This window comes from Brevibacterium sp. BRM-1, from assembly GCF_026802075.1.
GTDB classification, from domain to species: Bacteria; Actinomycetota; Actinomycetes; order Actinomycetales; family Brevibacteriaceae; genus Brevibacterium; species Brevibacterium rongguiense.
The window spans coordinates 1,349,311-1,370,311 of record NZ_CP113788.1; the positions used below are offsets into that span (position 1 = coordinate 1,349,311).

Genomic DNA, 21,001 nt, shown 5'->3' on the forward strand with positions numbered 1-21,001 from the left:
ACGCGCATCCCGCAGACCCGGGCCCCTCACCCGCGACGGCCGCGGCAGCCCCGCTCGCCCCTCCACGAGATTGGCGAGGGCGGAACCCGCTCAGTCCTCCACGAGGTTGACGACGGAGAACGACGAGGCGTCCACGGCACCCGCGACGGCGGCCACGACCTCACCCGTCACCGGGGAGTCGACTGCCATGACGGACAGGGCCTCGCCGTCGGCGGGCGAGACCTGCATCCCGGCGATGTTGATGTCCGCGGCACCGAGCGCCTGGCCCAGCTGGCCGATGATGCCCGGGCGGTCCTGGTAGCGGAAGACGAGCAGGTGGTCTGCCAGCTGGATCTCGAGCTCGAACCCGTTGACCTCGGTGAGCTTCTGGATGAGCTTGGGACCGGTCACGGTGCCGGACACGCGCACCTGCTGGCCGTCCGAGGTGGTGGCGACCAGCGTCGTGAGGTTGCGGAACGCCTCGACCTCGTGATCGGCGATGGACTCGACGCTCAGGCCCCGCTCCTCGGCGAAGACGGGCGCGTTGACGTAGGACACCGGCGTGGAGACGACGTCCATGAACAGGCCCTTGAGCGCGGAGAGCGTGAGGACGGAGACGTCCTTGTCGGCGATCTCGCCGTGCACTTCCACCCGCAGGTGGGTCACCGGCGACTCGGCGAGCGCGGAGACGACCCGGCCCAGCCGCTCGGCCAGGGGAATGCCCGGGCGCACATCGGGGTCGATCGCGCCGCCGGCCACGTTGACCGCATCGGGCACGAGCTCGCCGGACAGCGCCCGGCGCACGGACTTCGCGACGGCCACGCCGGCCTTCTCCTGCGCCTCGGCGGTGGAGGCGCCCAGGTGCGGGGTCACGTTGACCGCGTCGAGGTCCATGAGCGGGGAGCCCTCGGGCGGCTCGACGGACCACACGTCGATGCCGGCGCCGGCGACCTGGCCGGAGGCGACGGCCTCGGCCAGCGCCTCCTCGTCGACGATGCCGCCGCGGGCCACGTTGACGATGCGCACGCCCGGCTTCGCCTTCGCCAGCGCCTCGCGGCCGATCATGCCGATCGTCTCCGGCGTCTTGGGCATGTGCACGGTGATGAAGTCGCTGGCCTCGAGGACCTCGTCGAGGCTCATGACGCTCACGCCCATCTGCGCGGCGCGGGCCTGCGTGATGTAGGGGTCGTAGCCCACGAGCTTCATGCCGAAGGCCTTGGCGCGCTCGGCGATGAGCCCGCCGATCCGACCCAGCCCCACGATCCCGAGCGTCTTCTCGTACAGCTCCACGCCGGTGAGCTTGGAGCGGTTCCACTGCCCCGCCTTGAGCGAGGTGTGGCCGGCGCCGAAGTTGCGGGCGGAGGCGAGGATGTGGGCCATCGTGAGCTCGGCCGCGGAGACGATGTTCGAGGTGGGGGCGTTGACGACCATGACACCGGCGCGGGTGGCGGCGGGCACGTCGACGTTGTCGAGGCCCACCCCGGCCCGCGCGATGACCTTGAGCCGGTCCGCCGCGGCGATCGCCTCGGCGTCCATCTGCGTGGCCGAGCGGATGAGCACGGCGTCCGCGCCTGGCAGGGCCGCGAGCAGCTCACCGCGATCGGCGCCGTTGCACGTGCGGATCTCGAAGTCGGGGCCCAGCGCCTCGACGGTGGCGGGCGACAGGTTTTCGGCGATGAGCACGACGGGCTTGGGCACGGTTCGGGTCCTCCCGGAGAGATTCGATTCCACCGGGGCCCGCGCACCGCGGCGCCGCGCCCCGTTCCGGGACAAGTCTAGGCGGCGCCGCCGCGCCTCTCACGCCCGGGCCCGCATCGTGGACCGCCCGCCCGCCGCACACCCGCCGCTCTGCTCGCCCTCGCCCCCACCGAGGCGAGGGTCGCCTGTGCTCCCGCCCTGCGCCGAGGCGCGGGCCGGGGTCCCCGCTCGCTGCGGCATCGACCGGGCCAGACCCGTGCGCCGGGGGCTGACGGCCTCCGCCCCCGTTTACCGAGGCGCGGGCCGGGGTCCCCGCTCGCGGCGGCATCGACCGGGCCAGACCCGTGCGCCGGGGACTGACGGTCTCCACCCCCGTTCACCGAGGCGCGAACCGGGGTCCCCCACTTCCCGAGGCACGGGCCGGGGCGGCCCTTGCTCAACACCTCCCCCGCCAAGGCGCGAGCCGGCCCCGCCCGTCGCCTAGAGTGGGCGCCATGCCCGCGAACCCGCCTCCGCGCCACGTCACGGTTGCCGGGTTCTTCGACCGCAGGCCCTGGATCGCGGACACGTTCGTCCTCACCCTGCTCCTCACGCTGCTGGCGTGGGCCACGAGCGCCCCGCGCTGGGCCCTGCCCACTGGCCCCCTCGCAGGGGCGCCGGGCTGGGTGGCCGGCCTCGTCTCCGTGGCCATGTGCGCCCCACTCGCCGTCCGCCGGGTGTGGCCCGTCCCGGCCGCCTGGACGATGACCGCCGCCTTCGCGCTCAGCGCGGTCCTCGTCATCCCGCCCTCGCTGGCCTACGTGGCCGCCCCCATCATGGTCTACTCCGTCGGCGCGTTCGCCCCGGCGCGGTGCGGGCGGATCTTCCTCCTCGTCGGCTTGGCCGGCGCGCTCGTCATGGGCGTCGCGCTCGCGGTGCTCATGGGCGCCGAGCGCACCCCGGGCGGCCGGTTCGCCCTCGACCTTCCCCCGGAGGCCATCGCCACGGTTGTGGCATGCACGGTGTTCGGCGCGCTGAGCGTCGGGTTCGCCTGGGTGCTCGGCGACGTGCGGCGCCGGCGGCGACGCGAGATCGCGGCGGTAGCCGAGCGCAGCCGCCTGCTCGAGCGCGAACGGGAGCGGGAGTCCCGGCTGGCCGCTGACGCCGAGCGGATGCGCATCGCCCGCGAGATGCACGACATCGTCGCTCACTCGATGTCCGTCATGATCGCGCAGTCCGACGGCGGCAGCTACATCGCGCAGACCGACCCCGCGCGGGCACAGGGGGTCTTCGCGACGATCGGCACGACCGGGCGCGAGGCGCTCGCCCAGATGCGCGGCATGCTCGGCGTGCTGCGCGACGACGATGCCGCCCGCACCGCCCCGATGCCCGCCCTTGCGGACATTCCCGCGCTCGTCGCCGACGTGCGCGCGGCCGGGCTGCCGGTGAGCCTCATCGGCGACCCTGGCCTGCTCGCCCAGCGCACCGCGCTGCCCGCGAGCACGGGCCTGGCCCTCTACCGGATCGTGCAGGAGGCGCTGACGAACACGATGAAGCACGCGGGCCCCGCCGCCCGGGCCACGGTCTCCCTGCGCCTCGAGCCCGCCCCGGCGACCCTCGTTGTCCGCGTCGACGACACCGGCCGCGGGGCGCAGGCCGGTTCCGATGGCGCCGGTTCGGGGCTGAGCGGAATGGCCGAGCGCGCCCAGATCATGGGCGCGGAGCTCGCGGCGGAGGCCCGCGCCGACGGCTTCCACGTGGAGCTGCGCCTGCCCGTCGCACTCGAGCCCGCGCTCACCGGCACGGGAGCTGCGGCACCCACCGGCACGGGAGCTGCGGCGCCCACCGGTCCGGGCGCCTCGGCCGAGGCCCGCCCCGAAGCCGCGGGACCCGCTCACTCGGTGGTCCCGACACCCGAGCACGAGGAGCCGCCACGATGACCGCAGCGCCGACCGCGGACCCGGAGCAGCTGCGGGTGCTGCTCGTCGACGACCAGCCGCTGCTGCGCGCCGGCTTCGCCATGGTCATCGACTCGCAGCCGGACCTGCGCGTCATCGGCCAGGCCGGCGACGGCGCCGAGGCGATCGCGCTGCTGGCCCGCCAGCGGGCCGACGTCGTGCTCATGGACATCCGGATGCCGCGCCTCGACGGGCTCGAGGCGACCCGCCGGATCGTCGCGGGCGATGTTCCCGCCGCCGGTCCGGTGCCGAAGATCATCGTCCTCACCACGTTCGACACCGATGAATACGCCTACGCCGCCCTGCGCGCCGGCGCCTCCGGCTTCCTCCTCAAGGACGCCGCCCCCGAGGCGCTGCTCGAGGCGATCCGCACCGTGCACCGGGGCGGGGCGGTCGTGGCGCCGACGACCACGCGCCGGCTGCTCGACTCGGCGGTGCTGGGCGCTGCGCAGCGCACCCCGGACCCGCAGCAGGCGCGGCTGCTCGCCGCGCTCACGGAGCGCGAGCGCGAGGTGCTCATCGAGGTCGCCAGCGGCGATTCGAATGCCGACATCGCCGCGCGCCTCGTGCTCTCCGAGGCGACGGTCAAGACGCACGTGGGCCGCATCCTCGCGAAGCTGCGCGTGCGCGACCGGGTCCAGGCGGTCGTCTTCGCCTACAAGGCCGGACTCATCACCCCCGGGCACTGACCTCGCCCGCGGGCACTGAGCCCACCTGTGTGCACTGAGCCCGAGGCCGCCCCCGCCGCCCGCCGGGGGTTTTCCCTCATCCTTGAGGATGATGGGCCGCGCGCCAAATCAGCCCCGGGGCCGATGCGCGCTGACCTGGGAATCCATAGCGTAGGAGTCATGTTCGGCGGCCGCGGGGGCACCCCGCGCCCCGCCGCCGCCCAGCACCGACCGGTGCGATTCCCCAAGCAGAGGATGCGATGACGATGACGGCCACGGCCCACAATCCCGCCTACACGGCGGCCGCCCAGGCGAGAGACCTCGTGAAGACCTACGGCGCCGGGGAGGCGGCAGTGCGCCCCCTCAACGGTCTGAGCATCGACATCGAGGCCGCCCGCTTCACCGCCATCATGGGCCCCTCCGGGTCGGGCAAGTCCACGCTCATGCACGTCCTCGCCGGGCTCGACGTACCCGATTCGGGCCGGGTCTCGATCGGCCGCCGCGACCTCACGAGCCTGAGCGAGAAGCAGCTCACCCGCGTGCGCCGCGAGCATGTGGGCTTCATCTTCCAGGCGTTCAACCTGGTCCCCGCCATGACGGCCGAGGAGAACATCCTGCTGCCCTCGAAGCTTGCGAAGAAGACCGTCGACCGGGCGTTCCACGACCGGATCGTCGAGCTGCTGGGCCTGCGCCCGCGCCTGCACCACCGCCCGTTCGAGCTCTCCGGCGGCCAGCAGCAGCGGGTGGCCGTGGCCCGCGCCCTCGTCACCCGGCCGGACATCATCTTCGCCGACGAGCCCACCGGCAACCTCGACTCCGCCACCGGCACCGAGGTGCTCGACCTCCTGCGCGCCGCCGTCGACGAGTTCGGCCAGACCGTCGTCATGGTCACCCACGACGTCAGCGCCGCCGCCCGGGCCGACAGGGTCGTCCTCCTGGCCGACGGCCGCATCGCCGGCGACCTCATCCGCCCCGACGTGCAGACGCTCTCCCGCGCCATGCTGGAGGTCACCCGATGAGGCACATCACCCTGGCGAACCTGCGCACCGGCGGCGGCCGCCTGATCGCGGCCGGCATCGCGGTCATGGTCTCCGTCGCGTTCATCACGGCCGTCCTCGCGCTCTCCCAGTCCTTCAACGACGCCATGCGCAAGCAGGCGGAGGCCGATGCCGCCGGCGCCCAGCTCATCGTCGGCTACGACTCGTCCGCGGGGGCGCCCCCCGAGGCGAGCTCCGACGATCCGAACGCTCACGACTCCGCCACGGGATCGGACTCCGCAGGGTCGGACTCCGCCGGCTCGGCTTCGGCGGAGCTGTCCACAAAGCTCGCCAAGCGGCTGGGCCGCCTGGACGGCGTCGAATCGGCGCAGCTCATCGAGACGACCTATGCCCAGGCCCAGGCGGGCAGCGCGAAGTCCGCGCTCGGCCTGTCGACCTACCCCACCTCCCGCAGCATGACAATGGACGCGGGCACGACCCCGGCGGGCAAGGACCAGATCGCCCTCTACGCCTCGGATGCGAAGACCCTGGGCGCGAGCGCCGGTGACCGCATCGAACTCGACTCCGACCTCGGCGCCATGGGCGGCGATTCCGCGGGCAGCGCGGACACGAAGAAGGACTACACCGTCTCCGGCGTCATCTCCGACGGGGAGGGCTACGGCACGGCCTACCTCACCTCCGCGGGCCTTAACCGAATCGACGCCGGCGCCAGCCCCGACTCCATCCGGCTGACGCTCAGCGGCAACCAGGCCGAGGACCCCGCGGCCCTCACCGCGGCCCAGCAGCGCGTGGCCCACGCCATCGCGGACACCGCGCACGGCGCCGCGGTCGAGGACGAGGGCGACAAGGGGCTGGCGGTCGCCGGCCTGAGCGTGCAGACGAACGACCAGCTCGTCGGCCAGAAGATGGAGAGCCTCACCGGCTCGTCGAACGCCCTCGTTTCGATCGTCCTCGCGTTCGCCGCGATCGCGATCATCGTCGCGGCCCTCGTCATCTCCAACACGTTCCAGGTGCTCGTCGCCTCCCGCACCCGCTCCCTTGCCCTCATGCGGGCGATCGGGGCCACCCGCGGCCAGATCCGCGCGGCCACCCTCGCCGAGGGGCTGGTGCTCGGCGTGCTCGGCTCGATCGCCGGCCTGCTCCTGGGCTGGGCGGGAGCCGCGGGCCTGGGCCTGGCGGCGCAGAAGCTCTGGCTCCCGTCCTTCCCGGTCCCGGGCCTGCCGTGGACGGCCCTCATCGCCGGGCCGGCCGTGGGCATCGTCGTCACGGTGCTCGCCTGCATCGTCCCGGCCCGCAAGGCCACGCGCGTCTCGCCCATCCAGGCGCTCGCGCCCCTCGACGTGCCGGCACCGGACCGCCGCTTCCCGTGGGTGCGCGCCATCCTGGGCGGCCTCATGACGGCGGCGGGCCTGGCGCTCACGCTCACCGGCGCCCTCCTGCACTCCCTCCTCCCCGCGTTCGGCGGCGGTGTGCTCGCGTTCTTCGGCGTGCTCGTCCTCTCCCGTGTCATCGTGCCGCCGCTCATCGAGGGCTGCGGCCGGTTGCTCGAGAAGCTCACGGGCGGCTCCCCCACCGCGGGCCTGGTGGCCCGCAGCGTGCGCATGGCCCCGCGCCGCGCGGCCTCGACGACGACCGCGCTGCTCATCGGCGTCACGCTCGTCGCGACGATGGTCGTGGGCGCGCAGACGCTCAAGACCACGCTGAGCACGGAGCTCGTCCAGCGCAACGCGGTCGACGCGGCCGCGACGCCCGACGCCGCCAAGCGCGCCGCCGGGGACTCCGACATCGTCGCCGCCCGCAGCGAACTGGCCGGAGCCAGTGCGAAGGCCGCACTGAGCGGCGAGGGCACGGACGCCAGCGGCACCACGACTGTCCTGGGCGCCACGCGGGACAGCACCTCGGCGGCGCGCCGCGGAAACCTCGTACCCGAGCGCGGCGAGGTGCTCGCCTCCACCTCGGCGATCCCCGATGCGGAAGTCGACGAGGGCGAGCTGGAGGGAGCCCGCATCACCCTGCGCGCCCACGGCGAATCGGTCTTACTACGAGTCCGCGTGGAACAGGGCCTGCCGAACGGCACGGTGCTCGCGGATCCCGCGGACATTGCCCCGCTCGATCCCACACAGGGCAACGGCCAGACGTGGCTGAGGATCGCCGATGACGCCAGCCCCTCGCAGGTCAGCCAGCTCGCCACCGATCTGCAGGCGGCGCACCCGGCAGCCGAGCCGGACCTCTCCGGGGCGATGCAGCGGGCCAGCTACGGCCAGATCATCGACATCATGCTCACGATCGTCCTCGTGCTGCTGGCCGCCTCCGTCGTCATCGCGATCGTGGGCGTGGGCAACACGCTGTCGATGTCCGTCTTCGAGCGCACCCGCGAGGCCGCGCTGCTGCGGGCCATGGGCATGTCGCGCGGCTCGGTGGGCGCGCTCATCACGATCGAGGCGGTGCTCATGGGCGTCGTGGCGCTCGTGCTGGGCCTGGCGCTCGGCGCGTTCTTCGGCTGGGCCGGGACGTCCGCGCTCCTCGACCTCGACGGGGTCACCGTCGTGATCGGGCTGCCGTGGCTCCAGCTCGCAGCGATCGTCGCGGCGGCCCTCGCGGCTGCGGCCCTGGCCTCGGCGCTGCCGGCGCGCCGGATCTCCCGCATCGTCCCGGCCGAGGGGCTCACCCGCTGAGCCGGGACGATGCGGCGCGCGGGGCCGCCCGGGCCAGCGGCCCCGCAGACGGTGAAGCGCCCGCTGGCCGCGGCCGGCGGGCGCTTCGCTCAGTGCGCTGTTCGTCGGTTGCAGCCGCGGGCGTGGCGGGGCGCCGAGGTGCCCCGCCGGCGACGGGCCGACCGGCTGCTGCCGCTGAGCGACAGCGCACGTCGGCCGACCGATCACACGCCCCGGGAGCGGCGCTAGAAGTCGTTCGGGGCGTACGGGGCGCGCTCGAGGCCGAACATCGTGCGCGCGCGCACCGCGGCCCCCGCGGTCAGCTCGCGGATCCGCCCGGCGCGCACGAGGACAACGGGATCGGCCCCGCCCAGGTAGATCGAGCCCAGCTCGGAGACGCTGAGGGCAAGGTCCGCCTTCGCATCGGAGGGCTCCTCGGCAATCCGCTCGATCTGGGCGGCGCGGCCGTCGGCGTCGATGCGGAAGACCCCTGCGGCGTAGCCGAGCGGGTCCTCGACGGAGAGCGTGAGCTCGCCGGCGACCATCCACGGGCGGGCGCGCAGGGACTTGAGCACGTCGAGGATGCGCAGCCACACCCCGTCCTTCGTCGCGACGAGCTTGGCCCGGCGGGGGTCCGTGAGCAGCCACGGCAGGGGCGACTGCTGGGCGCCGTAGCCGAACTTCACGCGCTCGACGAGGTCGATCGCGGCGAGGAAGGCCCAGAGCGAGGAGTAGGCGGCATCGGAGACGGCGACGAAGTCGAGCAGCTCGATCGTGCCCGGCTTGACGTCCCAGCCGGCGAACTTGTAGCTGACGAAGCCATCGGGCCGGCCGTGCTCGTCGTAGTGGAGGGCCGCGCGCACGGCGAGGTCCGGCTCGTCCGTGTCGACGTTGAGATCGCCGGTGGCCACGTCGTAGTAGACCTGCTGGCGGCCGGCGGCACCCGGGGAGATCTTCTGGAACTCCTCGTACAGCTCGGGGGCGAGGTCCGCGAGCTCGTCGGGATCGCACATCTCCACGCGGCGGTCCGGCTCGACGGCGAGCGCGAAGCCGGGGCTCGTGTCGACCTCGTAGCTCGAATACCAGGTGGCGGTCCCGAAGCCGAAGCGGCGGTAGATGCCGCCCTCCGTGGCGGTGAGGGCCGCGAACGCGTAGCCGGCGTCCGCTGCGTGCTGGAGGTTGGCCGTCATGAGGCTGCGCAGCAGGCCGCGGCGGCGGTGCGTGGGCCGCACCGTCACCCACGTGATGAGGTGGGCGGGCAGCAGGCGCGCGCCGCCCACGTTCATCTGCTTCTCGAAGTGGGCGAAGGTGGCGACTGGGATGTCCGCGCTCAGCGCACCCTTCGGCACCCGCGTGGGGTAGGCCGCGGTGAAGACCCGTCCATCCGCGATCGCGCGCTCCGTGCGGCGCAGGAGCTTCTCCCCATCGACCCGCTTGTCGTGGAAGCCCGCGCGCACCGCCTGCATGTAGTCCGCGGTGCGGGCGTCGGGAGCGCCGTCGACGATCTGGGGCGCAAAGGTCTCGAAACGGTATTCAGTCACCGGCTCAGGCTATCGCATGGCTCACACTCCCCTGCGCCGTTCGTCCCCGGTGGTGCCGCCCCACCGCCCGCGAGTGACGCACCCCGCCGAACCCGTGCGTGCGGCACCCCCCCCCACCGCCCGCGAGTGCCACACCCCCGCCGTCCGCGTGTGACGCCCGTGTGACGCGCAGGCGCCCCCCGGTGGAATAAGCGTGCTTGCATATATGTTGGTCTGCTTCGCACCCCTGCGCGCGCCGCACCCGCGCCGCCCCGGCAGCCGCAGCAGCGGCCGCCCCCGCGCGCGAGGATGCCGGCCGCACCTCCCGCCCAGCCCGCTCAGCCCACCAGGAGCCCCATGCACGCCCGCCGCGCCCCGTCCTCCGGTGCCGCTGCCGCCGCGCCCGGCAGCACGGCCGGCCGGCGCCGGTCGGCGCGCGGAGCCGGCCGCGGCCCGCTGCACCGGCTGCGCACGGACCCCGCGGCGCTCATCGGCGTCGCGCTCGTGGCGCTCGCCGTGCTCATGATCCCCGCCGCGCCGCTGTACACGGCGCTCAGCGGCAACGACCCGTACACGTACAACACGGACCTGCTCGCGGCCAACACCGCGCCGGCGGGCCCCCTGGGCGGGATGAGCGCGGCGCACCCGTTCGGCCTCGAGCCCCGCACCGGCCGGGATCTGCTCGCGATCGTCCTGTGGGGCTCGCACGTCTCGCTCTTCATCGGCCTGGCGGCCACGGTCGTCTCCGTCATCATCGGCGTGGCCGTGGGCATCACGGCCGGCTACTTCGGCGGGCTCGCCGACCGGCTGCTCAGCCGGTTCACCGACGTGGTCTTCGGCTTCCCGTTCCTCATCTTCGCGATCGCGCTCTCGGCGGTCGTGCCGGACCGCTTCCCCAAGTCCGTCGTGCTCGTGGCCGTCATCGGGCTCTTCGGCTGGCCGAGCATCGCGCGCGTGGTCCGCTCCGAGGCGCTGAGCCTGCGCTCGCGCGGCTTCGTGCGCGCCGCCCGCGCCACCGGCATCCCGGCCGGCACGATCCTCATCCGCGAGATCCTGCCCAACCTCGCCGCCACGATCATTGTGTTCACCACGATGAGCCTGCCGGCGAAGATCGGCACCGAGGCGGCGCTGAGCTTCCTGGGCGTCGGCATCAACCCGCCCACCCCCTCCTGGGGCCGGACCATCTCCTCGGCCGTCGAGTGGGTCCAGGTCGACCCCCTCTACCTCGTCTTCCCCGGTGCCGCGCTGTTCGTCGTCACCCTGGGCTTCACGCTCTTCGGCGACGGCCTGCGCGATGCGCTCGACCCGCGCACCGCGGAGACCGGCGCGGACGCGGGCGCCCCCGCGGCCGCCGAGGAGGCCATCCGATGAGCCGGGCGCTGGGCTACCTACGCTTCGCCGCGGGCCGGCTGGGCGGCGCGCTCGCCGTGCTCCTCGTCATCGCGGCGGCGAGCTTCGCCATCTTCTACCTGCTGCCGAACAACCCCGCCCAGCTGTCCTGCGGCAAGCCGTGCACCCCGGACCGGCTCGTCGAGGTCCAGTCCTACATGGGCCTCGACCGGCCGTGGTTCGCCCAGCTCGGCGCCTTCCTGTGGGGCATCGTCGCCGGCCGCACGTTCGGCGACGGCGCCACCGCGATCCACTGCGCCGCGCCCTGCTTCGGGTACTCGTTCCGCCTCCACACCGACGTCACGTCGCTACTCGCCGAGCGCCTGCCCGTGACCCTCTCGATCGCCCTGGGCGCGCTCCTGCTGTGGACCGTCGTGGGCGTGGGCGCCGGCGTCATCGCCGCGCTGCGCCGCGGGCGCGCCGCCGACCGCCTGCTCATGGGCGCCTCGGTCCTGGGCGTCTCCGCCCCGGCCTACCTCGTGGGGCTGCTGTTCATCCTGCTCTTCGGGTTCACGCTCAACGTCCTGCCGATCGGCGGCTACGTGCCGCTGAGCGAGTCCCCGGGCGGCTGGGCGTTCCACCTCATCATGCCGTGGACGGTGCTCGCGATCATCAACGGCGCGATCTACACGCGCCTGACCCGCGGCTCGCTCATCGAGGTCATGGGCATGGACTTCATCCGCACGGCGCGCTCGATCGGGCTCAAGGAGTCCGCCGTCGTCACCCGCCACGGGCTGCGCAACCTCGTCGTGCCCATCGCCACGCTCGTCGCCCTCGACTTCGGCTCCCTGCTGGGCGGCACCGTCATCACGGAGAAGGTCTTCGCCATCCAGGGCGTGGGCGGACTGCTCCTCGACGCGGTGAACGCGCTCGACCTGCAGATCATCGTGGGCGTCACGCTCTTCGCCGCCCTCGCCGTCGTCCTCGCCAACTTCGCCGTCGACCTGCTCTACGGCGCGCTCGACCCGCGCATCGGGGCCCCGTCGTGAGCCCGGCGGCCACGTGCGCGGCCCGGGTGCCGCGCCTGGCCTACGCCCCTAGGCTGGCCTTCCGGCACCCGCCGGGCCGGCGATGTCACCGCCGCCGAGGCGCCGGCCGGCACCCGTTGCCCGCCCGCCTCCGATCCGCCGCGCCATGCGCGGCCGGCGCCCGCCACGGGCGGCCGCCCCGCGCCTCGGGCGCGGCCCAGACTCAGCACAACGACAAGGACCTGCAATGAAGACAACGGCTTTCGCCGCCGCGGCGATCACGGCGGCACTGGCACTGGCCGGCTGCCACGCCAACGACTTGGACGACACGAGCGGCGGACAGGGCAGGCTGGGCGAGACGCACCGCGGTGGCGCCCTGAGCATCCTGAGCTCGCAGACGCAGATGGACTGGGATCCGGCGAAGAGCCAGAGCCTCGCGATCACGTCGCTGGGCCTCGTCGAGCGGCGCCTGACGACGTGGAAGATCGAGCCGGGCGCGGAGCCGCAGGTGGTTCCGGACATGGCCCAGGACACCGGGAAGGCCAGCGACGGCGGCAAGACCTGGACGTTCCGGCTCAAGGACGGGCTGAAGTTCGAGGACGGCACCGCGATCCGGGCCGCGGACGTCAAGTACGGCATCGAGCGCTCGTTCGCCCCGGAGCTCTCCGGCGGCCTGAGCTACCACAAGGCCCTGCTGGCCGGGGGCAAGGACTACTCCGGGCCGTACAAGGGCAAGGAGCTCGCCTCGATCGAGATTCCGGACGACGCGACGCTCGTCTTCCACCTCTCCTCCGCCTACGGAGACTTCCCCTGGATCGCCTCGATGCCGGCGTTCTCCGCGGTGCCCAAGGCCAAGGACGATCCGCAGAAGTACGCGGACAAGCCCGTCGCGACCGGCCCCTACCGGGTGAAGTCGAACGCCTCGGGCAGCTCCTCCGTGCTCGAGCGCAACCCCGAGTGGAGCGCGGACACGGACGAGGTCCGCACGGCCGGGCCGGACTCCATCACGTTCAAGCTCGGCCAGGATCCCACGGTCGCCGCGCAGTCGATCGTCGCGGACTCCGGAGATGCCGCGAACAGCTTCACGGCCGACTTCGTGCCGGCCGCGCAGCTCGCCCAGGTCCAGCAGAATTCGGCGGCGAAGTCGCGCCTCGTCACCTCCGGCGACGGTGCGCTGGCCTACCTGGCGATGAACGTCGAGTCCAAGGGCCTCGACAACCCCACGGTGCGCAAGGCCTTCGAGTACGCGGTGGACAAGAACGCGTTCCGCGTGGCCGCCGGCGGGGAGATCGCCGGCGACTTCGCCTCCACCCTCATCACCCCGGGCATCCCCGGGCGCCAGGACTACAACGACTACCAGGCGCCGGAGTCCGGCGACGTGGACAAGGCGAAGGCGCTGCTCAAGGACTCCGGCCAGTCGTTGGGCACGCTCACCATGCTGACGAAGAACGACTCGACCTCCGTCTCGCAGGCCGAGGCGATCCAGCAGGGCCTCCAGCGGGCCGGCATCAAGGTGAAGATCAAGGCCGAGGACTCCGATTCGCTTGCCGCGGACGCCACGACCGGCAAGCCGGACTACGACCTCTACCTGGGCTCCTGGCAGCCGGACTTCCCGTCGGCCAACGGCAACATCCAGCCGCTGTTCGACTCCTCGCAGATCGGCGGGGGCAACTACAACATCTCCCGCTACTCCAACAAGGAAGTCGACGGGCTCATCGCCCAGGCGACCGAGGAGGTCGACCAGTCCAAGGCGCAGGAGCTGTGGGCGAAGGCGGACCGGCGCATCATGCAGGACGCCCCGGTGGTCCCGCTCATCTACACGAAGAACTCGTTCCTGCACGGCTCGAACGTGGAGAACTTCGCGATCGGCTCGTTCCCGGCCTACCCGAACTACCTGAAGGCCTCACTCAAGGGCTGAGCGGCAGGCCGAGCGGCTGGAGGGGATGAGAGGACTGCCATGGAGGATGCGATGACGGCACCGGAGCCCGTGCTGGACGTGCGCGGGCTGAGCGTGCGCTTCGGCGCGCACCCGGTGACCCACGACGTCGACCTGCGCGTGCGCGAGGCCAGCGTGCTGGCGCTCGTCGGCGAATCGGGATCCGGCAAGTCGGTCACCGCGCTCTCGCTCGTGGGCCTGGCCGGCGGGTCCGCGCACGCCGCCGGCAGCGCCGTGCTGGCCGACGGCACGCAGCTCGTGGGCGCGCCCCCGGAGGTGCTGCGCGCGGTGCGCGGCCTGCGCATCGGGATGGTCTTCCAGGAGCCCATGGGCGCCTTCGACCCCATGTACCGGGTGGGCCGCCTCATCGCGGAGGCGCTGAGCGCGCACGGCGAGCGGGTGAGCCGCGAGGCCGCGCGGGCCCGCGTGCTGACCGCGCTGCGCGCGGCGGGCCTCGCCGATCCGGAGCGGATCGCGCGGTCCTTCCCCCACGAGCTCTCCGGCGGCCAGCTCCAGCGGGCCATGATCGCACTGGCCACGATCCACGACCCGGAGCTCCTCATCGCCGACGAGCCCACCACCGCGCTCGACGTCACGGTCCAGGCGGAGATCCTCGACCTCCTGCGCTCGATCGCCCGGGAGCGCGCCGTCCTCCTCATCACCCACGACATGGGCGTCGTCGCCGATGTCGCCGACGACGTGGCGGTCATGCGCGAGGGCCGGATCGTCGAGGCGGCACCCGTCGAGCAGCTCTTCGCCCATCCGCAGCACGCCTACACGCGCACGCTGCTGGCCTCCGTGCCCCGCCTCACCGGCCTGGGCGAGGGCGCGGAGGCCCAGCCCGAGGCGCGGGTCCGCGCGCGCTCGGAGGAGCGCGCGAAGGACGGTCCGGCGGCGGCGCATGCGCCAGACGGTGCGGCGGCTTCGTATGCGCAGGGCGGTGCGCGCGCCTCGACGCGCCCACCCCAGCCCGCGGGCGCGCACGCGCAGGGAGCGCAGGGAGCTCCGCGGGCCGAGCAGCGCGGTGAAGATTCCCCAGCGGCGCGGCTGCACGAGGCAGTCGTCGTCCACGGCGGCCGCGGCGGTACGCGGGCACTGGGCGGAGTGAGCCTCGAGGTGCCGCGCGGCACGGTCGTGGGGCTCGTGGGCGAGTCCGGCTCGGGCAAGTCCACGATCGCGAACGTGCTCGTGGGCCAGCAGGTGCTCACCTCGGGGTGGGCGGAGGTGGCCGGCACCCGGGTCCGGCCGGGCAACGGCCGCGAGCAGCGCCGGGTGAGGGCCCGCATCGGCACCGTGTTCCAGGATCCCGCGGGCTCCCTCAACCCCCGCCGCACGGTCGGGGCCCAGCTCGCCCAGCCCCTGCGCACGCACACGGACCTGGGCCACGGGGCGATCCGGCAGCGCGTCGCCGCGCTGCTGGACGAGGTGCGGCTGCCCGCGGGCACCGGTGAGCGCATGCCCCATGAGCTCTCCGGCGGGCAGAAGCAGCGCGTGTCGATCGCCCGGGCGCTCGCGCTGGACCCGGACCTGCTCATCGCGGACGAGCCCACCTCCGCGCTCGATGTCTCCGTGCAGGCCGGGGTGCTCGAACTGCTGCGCGAGCTGCACGACGAGCGCGCGTTCGCCTCGCTCTTCATCAGCCACGACCTGGCCGTCATCGAGCAGATCGCCGCGCACGTGGTCGTGCTGCGCGGCGGCGCGGTCGTGGAGTCCGGCGGCGCCGAGCAGGTGCTGCGCCGGCCCACCTCGGACTACACCCGGGAGCTCATCAGCGCAGCTCCCGTGGCAGATCCGATCGTGCAGGCGCGCCGCCGGGAGGCGGCCCGCGCCCACTGAGCGCAGTGACGGTGCGCGCTGCCGGCCCGAGCCGGCGGCGGCTCAGAACCGCTGCAGCTCGAGGCGGCGCAGGCGCGCCCGGATCCCGCGGTCGAGCGAGAAGCGCACGCCCGCGATGATCCACAGCTCCGCGAGCAGGAGACCGCTCACCGCCAAGTGCGCGAATCCCAGCGCCGGGAGCGCCGGCAGGCCCCCGGGCGAGCCGACCGCCGTGAAGCCGAAGAGCAGCAGCCACCACGCACTCAGCCAGATCGCGGAGGTGAGGAAGGCCGTGCGCGGCGCCTGCGCGGCGCGGAAGACCCGGCCGTGCGCATCATAGGGGCCGTCGCTGTCCGGGCCGCCGCTGGCGAAGAGGTCGACGAGGCGGCCAGCCCACGCCTGGCAGACGACGAGGACCCGAATCGCGCCGGCCCGCTCATCGCGGCGCGCGAAGTCCGCATCCGCCCGGCGCACCTGCTCCAGGTAGTGCGCCGGCGGCGCGACTATGCGGTCGAGGCTCGCAGTGAGCCGGCGGCGCAGGCGCACGAGGCGCACGGCATGGACGGCGCCCCAGGCGAGCATGAGCGCCTCGATCCCCACGACGATGCCCAGGGCGGCGGTGGACACCGCGGCGCCGCCCTGGCTGCGGCTGCCCTGGCCGCCCATGATGGCGAGGAGCGCGAGCACGGGCAGGACGAAAAAGGTACCCAGCGCCCAGCCGAAGCCCACCCAGGGGAACAGCCGCGACGGCACGAGCAGGTGCGGCGCATCGGGGTGCTGGGCCAGGGGGTAGAGGTAGCGGGGCGCCATGCGGGCCAGTATCGCAGGCGGCCCATCTGCACGGCAGCCCATCTGCAGGGCGGCCCGTCTGCAGGGCGGCCCGAACGCGCAAACCCCCGGCGAGTCTCCTCGCCGGGGCGTCCGCCCACGTGCTGGGCGCTCAGGTGCAGCGCGCAGGTGAAGGGTGCCGGGTCAGCGCGCCGCGGTGCCCTCGGTGTAGTCGTCGTCAGAGTCCTTGAGCCACGCGAACATCTTGCGCAGCTCGCGCCCGGTCGCCTCGATCGGGTGCTTCTCCTCCTTGGCGCGCAGCTCGTTGAATTCCTTCGCGCCGTTCTTCTGGTCGTCCATGAATCGCTGGGCGAACGAGCCGTTCTGGATGTCCGCGAGGACCTCCTTCATGTGCTCCTTGACCTCCGGCGTGATGACGCGGGGGCCGGAGACGTAGTCGCCGTACTCCGCGGTGTCGGAGCAGGACCAGCGCTGCTTGGCGATGCCGCCCTCGACCATGAGGTCGACGATGAGCTTGAGCTCGTGGAGCACCTCGAAGTAGGCGATCTCCGGCTGGTAGCCGGCCTCGGTGAGGGTCTCGAAGCCGTACTGGACGAGGTGGGAGACGCCGCCGCAGAGCACGGTCTGCTCGCCGAACAGGTCGGTCTCCGTCTCCTCCGTGAACGTCGTCTTGATGCCGCCGGCGCGCAGCCCGCCGATCGCCTTCGCGTACGACATGACGGTGTCCCAGGCGGTGCCGGTCGCGTCGACCTCGACGGCGACGAGCACGGGCACGCCGCGGCCGTCGACGAACTCGCGGCGGACCACGTGGCCGGGGCCCTTGGGCGCGACCATCATGACGTCGACGCCCTCGGGCGCCTCGATGTAGCCGAAGCGGATGTTGAAGCCGTGGCTGAACAGCAGGGCCTTGCCCGGGGTCAGCTTGTCCTGGATCTCGTCCTTGTAGATGTCGGCCTGGACCTGGTCCGGGGCGAGGATGACGATGAGGTCTGCCCACTCGGCGACCTCGGCCGGGGTGCCGACGGTGAAGCCCTGCGCCTCGGCGCGGTCCCGCGTCTTCGAGGATGCGGCCAGGCCGATCCGGACGTCGACGCCGGAATCGCGCAGGCTCAGCGCGTGCGCGTGGCCCTGGCTGCCGAAGCCGATGACTGCGACCTTCTTGCCCTGGATGACCGCCAGGTCCGCATCGTCGTCGTAGTAGCGCTCTGCCATGGGAATCAATCTCCTCAAGTAGGTGTCTCGAATGATGGTAGCTGGTGTGGGACGCGGTGCCGGGTACGTTCACATGCCGGGCGGCCCCCGTGGGCAGCCGGCCCGCGCCCGAGGTGCGGGAACGGCGGGCGCTGGCCCGCGCCTCGGCGGCGGGTCAGGCGCGCGGCGCCTTGTCCGTGATCGACTTCGACCCGCGCCCGATCGCCACGGTGCCGGACTGGACGATCTCCTTGATGCCGAAGGGCTCGAGGACCTGGCGCAGGGCGTCGAGCTTGCCCTGCTCTCCGGTGGCCTCGACGCAGACCGTGTCCGGGGAGACATCCACGATGTGGGCGCGGAACATCTCGACTGCGGCGGCGATCTGGGCGCGCGAGGCCGCATCGGCGCGGACCTTGAAGATCATGTGCGCGCGCCGCACCGAGGCCTCGGGCTCCAGTTCGACGATCTTGATGACGTTGACGAGCTTGTTCAGCTGCTTGGTCACCTGCTCGAGCGGCACATCGTGGACGTCGACGACCACGGTGATGCGCGAGAGCTCCTCGTAGCCGGTGGTTCCCACCGCCAGCGAGTCGATGTTGAAGCCGCGCCGGGCGATGAGGCCGGAGAAGCGGGTCAGGACGCCGGGCTTGTTCTCCACAAGCACCGAGAGCGTGTGGCGGCTCATGCCAGCCCCTCCTCTTCCTCTTCCTCCTCGAAGTCCGGGCGCAGGTCCCGGGCGTACTGGATCTCATCGTTGCTCACGCCCGCCGCGACCATGGGCCAGACCATCGCGTCGGCGGGGACCGTGAAGTCGAGGACGACGGGCCGGTCGTCGATCGCCAGCGCCTCCTCCACCGCCGCGTCGACGTCCTCGTTGCGGTCCACGCGCCTGCCGTAGGCACCGTAGGCCTCCGCGAGCTTGACGAAGTCCGGCACGCGGATGCTGTTGTGGCCGGTGTTGAGGTCCGTGTTCGAGTAGCGCCCGTCGTAGAAGAGCGTCTGCCACTGGCGGACCATGCCGAGCGAGGAGTTGTTGATGATCGCGACCTTGATCGGGATGCTGCAGATGACGCAGGTGGCGAGCTCCTGGTTGGTCATCTGGAAGCAGCCGTCGCCGTCGATCGCCCAGACGGTGCGGTCCGGCTCCCCCACCTTGGCGCCCATCGCCGCGGGCACCGCGTAGCCCATGGTGCCGGCGCCGCCGGAGTTGAGCCAGGAGTTGGGCCGGTCGTACGTGACGAACTGGCTGGCCCACATCTGGTGCTGGCCGACGCCTGCCACGTAGATGCCCTCCGGCCCGGTGAGGGCGGAGATGCGCTGGATGACGTACTGCGGATCGCACAGTCCCTCGTCGTTGGCGTCGTAGCCCAGCGGGTACGTCTCCTTCCAGCCGCGCACGGTGGCCCACCACTTCTCGCGCGGGTCCTCGAGCGCCTGCGGGTGCTCGGACTTGAGCTCCGCGAGGAGTTCGGCGAGGACCTCGCGTGCATCGCCGACGATGGGGACCTCGGCCTCGCGGTTCTTGCCGATCTCCGCGGGGTCGATGTCTGCGTGGATGACCTTGGCCCGCGGTGCGAACGAGTCGAGGTCGCCCGTGACCCGGTCATCGAAGCGCGAGCCGATCGCGATGAGCAGATCCGACTTCTGGAACGAGGCGACCGCGGCCACGGACCCGTGCATGCCGGGCATCCCCACGTGCTGCGGGTGCGTGTCCGGGAAGGCGCCGCGCGCCATGAGGGTGGTGGCCACGGGGATGTTCGTCGCTTCGGCGAGCGCGAGGAGCTCCTTGGCCGCGCCGGAGCGGATGACCCCGCCGCCGGCGTAGATGACGGGCCGCTTGGCCTTCGCGATGAGGGCCGCGGCCTCGCGGATCTGCTTGGCGTGGGGCTTGAGCACCGGCTTGTAGCCGGGCAGCGCGGGCACGTCCGGCCATACGAACGGCGCGGTGCTCGCCTGCGCGTCCTTCGTCACGTCCACGAGCACGGGGCCGGGGCGGCCCGTCGAGGCGATGTGGTGGGCGCTGAGGATGGCCTGCGGGATGTCCTCGGTGCGCGTGACGAGGAAGCTGTGCTTGGTCACGGGCATCGTCATGCCCACGATGTCGGCCTCCTGGAAGGCGTCCGTGCCCAGCAGGTTCGAGGCCTGCTGGCCCGTGATCGCCATGATCGGCACGGAGTCCATGTGGGCGTCGGCGAGCGCAGTCACGAGGTTCGTGGCACCGGGCCCGGAGGTCGCGATGCACACGCCCACCCTGCCGGTTGCCGCGGCGTAGCCCTCCGCCGCGTGCCCGGCGCCCTGCTCGTGGCGCACGAGGATGTGGTTGATGATCTCCGAGTCCAGCAGCGGATCGTAGGTGGGCAGGATCGTGCCGCCGGGCAGCCCGAAGACGTCCGTGACGCCCAGCAGCTCGAGGCTGCGCACGATCGCCTGGGCGCCGGTGAGCACCTCGGGCTCCGATTCGCGCCGGGTGTCGCCCGAGCGGCGGGCGGGTGCGGGCCGGGCACCGCCCTGGGGCCGGGCGCCGACGGCAGGGCGGGGGGCGGGCTTGGGCGCCGCGCACTCGCCGCCGGCGGCCGGGTCCGGGTTGGGGCCGGCGGCGGCCGCGGCCGCGGCGCGCTCCTCGGCCGAGGCGCCGGGCTGGGCCGCCGGCGAGCCGGGGGCGCCCGAGGCGGGCGAGGCAGGCGGCTGCGGCGTCGCTGCCGTGGATGAGGCTGCCAAGGTGACTCCTTCGAACTCTGGTGGTCGCTCGCCCGGTGCCGGCCGGTGGGCCGGGGCTCCGTGTCCGCTCATAAGAAACGCCCCTTCCGGTGTCCGGGAGGGGCGCGCGGCGAGTCGTCCGATTCAGACGCTTACGGGTTCTCCGCGCGCTTCTCAATAAGGACGACAATGAGCGTGTTCATGGGATCACAGTAGACGCGGCAGGAGCGCTTGGCCAATTCGCGAGGCATGCCGTCTCGCGATGTAAGACGGGCGCGGAGGAAGCCGCAAGACGCACTGGCGAGGCGACGGGCGGCGGCCGGTGCGCCGCGGAGCGGCCAGGGGCTGGAGAGCGCGTGTTGGACGGCCCCGCGGCATGCGGCCGGTGCACCGCGGAGCGGCCTAGACTGTCGCCCCATGCGCTGCGAACACTTCGAGGCCGGGCGGTGCCGGTCGTGCACCCTGCTGCCGGTGCCCATGGGCGCGCGCATCGCGCAGGCCCAGGAGCGCATCGCGGACCTCCTCGCGCCATTCGCCATGGCTGCCGGCGACGCCCTCAGTGCTTCTCCGGTCACCGGCGGGCCCGGCGCTGCTTCCGTCGCGGGCAGCCCCCGCAGCGCTTCCGTCAGCGGGGTCGACGCCGCTCCCGCCAGGTCCTTCCGCACTGCTCGTGTCGGCCCCTCGGCCGGCGCGCCGGGCATCTGGCACTCCCCCATCGTCGGCCCGGAGACCGGCTTTCGGAACAAGGCGAAGATGGTCGTC

The 21,001-nt window shown here is 73.0% G+C and carries 14 protein-coding genes; 8 read left to right on the plus strand and 6 right to left on the minus strand.

Annotation, left to right across the window (positions count from 1 at the left end; genetic code table 11):
* Positions 1 to 90: 90 nt before the first annotated feature.
* Positions 91 to 1,677, minus strand: a complete 1,587-nt coding sequence (gene serA / locus BRM1_RS05970; protein ID WP_160954211.1) for a phosphoglycerate dehydrogenase — start codon at positions 1,675 to 1,677, stop codon at positions 91 to 93.
* 494 nt (positions 1,678 to 2,171) lie between these two features.
* Between serA and BRM1_RS05975 the strand changes: the two genes are divergently transcribed.
* The 4 genes from BRM1_RS05975 (at position 2,172) to BRM1_RS05990 (ending at position 7,955) form a co-directional block, all read left to right on the plus strand.
* Positions 2,172 to 3,596, plus strand: a complete 1,425-nt coding sequence (locus BRM1_RS05975) for a sensor histidine kinase (protein WP_268529269.1) — start codon at positions 2,172 to 2,174, stop codon at positions 3,594 to 3,596.
* Complete coding sequence (locus BRM1_RS05980; RefSeq protein WP_268529272.1) at positions 3,593 to 4,303, plus strand: response regulator; 711 nt, start codon at positions 3,593 to 3,595, stop codon at positions 4,301 to 4,303. The genes BRM1_RS05975 and BRM1_RS05980 overlap by 4 nt, the downstream gene beginning before the upstream one ends.
* Positions 4,304 to 4,542: 239 nt before the next feature.
* Entirely contained in the window at positions 4,543 to 5,301 is a 759-nt protein-coding gene (locus BRM1_RS05985) for an ABC transporter ATP-binding protein (protein WP_160954208.1), read from the plus strand.
* Positions 5,298 to 7,955, plus strand: a complete 2,658-nt coding sequence (locus BRM1_RS05990; protein ID WP_160954207.1) for an ABC transporter permease — start codon at positions 5,298 to 5,300, stop codon at positions 7,953 to 7,955. Before BRM1_RS05985 ends, BRM1_RS05990 begins: the two co-directional genes overlap by 4 nt.
* 224 nt (positions 7,956 to 8,179) lie before the next feature.
* Here the strand turns inward: BRM1_RS05990 and BRM1_RS05995 are convergent, their stop codons facing one another.
* Positions 8,180 to 9,475, minus strand: a complete 1,296-nt coding sequence (locus BRM1_RS05995; protein WP_160954206.1) for a GNAT family N-acetyltransferase — start codon at positions 9,473 to 9,475, stop codon at positions 8,180 to 8,182.
* Positions 9,476 to 9,811: 336 nt separating this feature from the next.
* Between BRM1_RS05995 and BRM1_RS06000 the strand changes: the two genes are divergently transcribed.
* The 4 genes from BRM1_RS06000 (at position 9,812) to BRM1_RS06015 (ending at position 15,583) form a co-directional block, all read left to right on the plus strand.
* Complete coding sequence (locus BRM1_RS06000) at positions 9,812 to 10,825, plus strand: ABC transporter permease (protein ID WP_268529278.1); 1,014 nt, start codon at positions 9,812 to 9,814, stop codon at positions 10,823 to 10,825.
* A complete protein-coding gene (locus tag BRM1_RS06005) occupies positions 10,822 to 11,832 on the plus strand; it encodes an ABC transporter permease (protein WP_160954222.1) in 1,011 nt (336 codons plus the stop codon). Before BRM1_RS06000 ends, BRM1_RS06005 begins: the two co-directional genes overlap by 4 nt.
* 226 nt (positions 11,833 to 12,058) lie before the next feature.
* Positions 12,059 to 13,729, plus strand: coding sequence for an ABC transporter substrate-binding protein (locus BRM1_RS06010; protein WP_268529280.1), 1,671 nt, complete (start codon positions 12,059 to 12,061; stop codon positions 13,727 to 13,729).
* A 51-nt stretch (positions 13,730 to 13,780) separates the two neighbouring features.
* Complete coding sequence (locus BRM1_RS06015) at positions 13,781 to 15,583, plus strand: ATP-binding cassette domain-containing protein (protein WP_268529283.1); 1,803 nt, start codon at positions 13,781 to 13,783, stop codon at positions 15,581 to 15,583.
* Between the two features lie 42 nt (positions 15,584 to 15,625).
* Here the strand turns inward: BRM1_RS06015 and BRM1_RS06020 are convergent, their stop codons facing one another.
* The 4 genes from BRM1_RS06020 to BRM1_RS06035 form a co-directional block, all read right to left on the minus strand.
* A complete protein-coding gene (locus BRM1_RS06020) occupies positions 15,626 to 16,372 on the minus strand; it encodes a hypothetical protein (protein WP_268529285.1) in 747 nt (248 codons plus the stop codon).
* Positions 16,373 to 16,534: 162 nt separating this feature from the next.
* Entirely contained in the window at positions 16,535 to 17,563 is a 1,029-nt protein-coding gene (gene ilvC / locus BRM1_RS06025; protein WP_160954225.1) for a ketol-acid reductoisomerase, read from the minus strand.
* A 154-nt stretch (positions 17,564 to 17,717) separates the two neighbouring features.
* Positions 17,718 to 18,227 (minus strand): acetolactate synthase small subunit, encoded by a 510-nt coding sequence (gene ilvN / locus BRM1_RS06030; RefSeq protein WP_160954226.1) that lies wholly within the window; start codon positions 18,225 to 18,227, stop codon positions 17,718 to 17,720.
* Complete coding sequence (locus tag BRM1_RS06035; protein WP_268529724.1) at positions 18,224 to 19,987, minus strand: acetolactate synthase large subunit; 1,764 nt, start codon at positions 19,985 to 19,987, stop codon at positions 18,224 to 18,226. Before BRM1_RS06035 ends, ilvN begins: the two co-directional genes overlap by 4 nt.
* Positions 19,988 to 21,001: the final 1,014 nt, after the last annotated feature.

Coding starts and splice junctions, on each gene's coding strand:
- BRM1_RS05975 (WP_268529269.1), top strand. CDS start 2,172: ATGCCCGCGAACCCGCCTCCGCGCCACGTCACGGTTGCCGGGTTCTTC.
- BRM1_RS05980 (WP_268529272.1), top strand. CDS start 3,593: ATGACCGCAGCGCCGACCGCGGACCCGGAGCAGCTGCGGGTGCTGCTC.
- BRM1_RS05985 (WP_160954208.1), top strand. CDS start 4,543: ATGACGATGACGGCCACGGCCCACAATCCCGCCTACACGGCGGCCGCC.
- BRM1_RS05990 (WP_160954207.1), top strand. CDS start 5,298: ATGAGGCACATCACCCTGGCGAACCTGCGCACCGGCGGCGGCCGCCTG.
- BRM1_RS06000 (WP_268529278.1), top strand. CDS start 9,812: ATGCACGCCCGCCGCGCCCCGTCCTCCGGTGCCGCTGCCGCCGCGCCC.
- BRM1_RS06005 (WP_160954222.1), top strand. CDS start 10,822: ATGAGCCGGGCGCTGGGCTACCTACGCTTCGCCGCGGGCCGGCTGGGC.
- BRM1_RS06010 (WP_268529280.1), top strand. CDS start 12,059: ATGAAGACAACGGCTTTCGCCGCCGCGGCGATCACGGCGGCACTGGCA.
- BRM1_RS06015 (WP_268529283.1), top strand. CDS start 13,781: ATGACGGCACCGGAGCCCGTGCTGGACGTGCGCGGGCTGAGCGTGCGC.
- BRM1_RS06020 (WP_268529285.1), bottom strand. CDS start 16,372: ATGGCGCCCCGCTACCTCTACCCCCTGGCCCAGCACCCCGATGCGCCG.
- ilvC (WP_160954225.1), bottom strand. CDS start 17,563: ATGGCAGAGCGCTACTACGACGACGATGCGGACCTGGCGGTCATCCAG.
- ilvN (WP_160954226.1), bottom strand. CDS start 18,227: ATGAGCCGCCACACGCTCTCGGTGCTTGTGGAGAACAAGCCCGGCGTC.